The following is a 939-nucleotide window of genomic DNA, read 5'->3' on the forward strand; positions in this document are numbered from 1 at the left end:
ATAAGAATTGGTGCCGAGAACCGGAATCGAACCGGTACGGTAGTCACCTACCGCAGGATTTTAAGTCCTGTGCGTCTGCCAGTTCCGCCACCCCGGCTAAATAAATGAAGCGGAAGACGGGATTCGAACCCGCGACCCCGACCTTGGCAAGGTCGTATTCTACCACTGAACTACTTCCGCATTATAAGTGCGGGTAAAGGGAGTCGAACCCCCACGCCCGAAGGCACTAGATCCTAAGTCTAGCGCGTCTGCCAGTTCCGCCATACCCGCAATATATAACATGACTTGCAGTCATGAAAAGTGAAAATGGTGAGCCATGCAGGATTCGAACCTGCGACCCTCTGATTAAAAGTCAGATGCTCTACCAACTGAGCTAATGGCTCGGAAAAGTGGTGCCGGCGAAAGGACTTGAACCCTCAACCTACTGATTACAAGTCAGTTGCTCTACCAGTTGAGCTACACCGGCTAAAGTGTATTTATTAAAGAAATGGTGGAGGATGACGGGCTCGAACCGCCGACCCCCTGCTTGTAAGGCAGGTGCTCTCCCAGCTGAGCTAATCCTCCTGGGTAAAATTGCGATAAGCTGCGCATCTCTTTGTCAGCTTCATTCGCTCAGTCAGTCACGTACTATTGTACGCTCCTTCCCTCTCTCAATCGCTTCCGCGACCTGCTTGCTTCTCCCAATTTTACGGAGAGTATAATGATACATTTTTAAGTTTGTATGTAATGAATTATACAGGCCCGGCGACGTCCTACTCTTGCAGGGAGAAACCCCCAACTACCATCGGCGCTGAAGAGCTTAACTTCCGTGTTCGGGATGGGAACGGGTGTGACCTCTTCGCCTTCGTCACCAGACCTGCATTATCTTTTTCCAAAGACAATACTCATTATATCAAATCAGTTAAGATTTGCAAGAACTTTTTTATGAACGATACTTAT

General features: G+C 48.7%; 6 tRNA genes and 1 rRNA gene. All 7 read right to left on the bottom strand.

Going from position 1 to position 939, the window contains the following annotated elements:
* Positions 1-8 precede the first annotated feature (8 nt).
* Positions 9-97, bottom strand: a tRNA-Leu gene (locus R2B77_RS17880).
* Between the two features lie 11 nt (positions 98-108).
* Positions 109-180, bottom strand: a tRNA-Gly gene (locus R2B77_RS17885).
* Positions 181-188: 8 nt separating this feature from the next.
* Positions 189-270, bottom strand: a tRNA-Leu gene (locus tag R2B77_RS17890).
* Between the two features lie 37 nt (positions 271-307).
* Positions 308-383, bottom strand: a tRNA-Lys gene (locus R2B77_RS17895).
* Between the two features lie 7 nt (positions 384-390).
* Positions 391-466 (bottom strand) — tRNA-Thr (locus tag R2B77_RS17900).
* 22 nt (positions 467-488) lie between these two features.
* Positions 489-564: transfer RNA gene (locus R2B77_RS17905), tRNA-Val, on the bottom strand.
* A gap of 175 nt (positions 565-739) precedes the next feature.
* Positions 740-855: ribosomal RNA gene (rrf, locus tag R2B77_RS17910) — 5S ribosomal RNA — on the bottom strand.
* Between the last annotated feature and the right edge of the window lie 84 nt (positions 856-939).

It is taken from the genome of Sporosarcina beigongshangi, from assembly GCF_033485195.1.
In the GTDB taxonomy this organism is placed as follows: domain Bacteria; phylum Bacillota; class Bacilli; order Bacillales_A; family Planococcaceae; genus Sporosarcina; species Sporosarcina beigongshangi.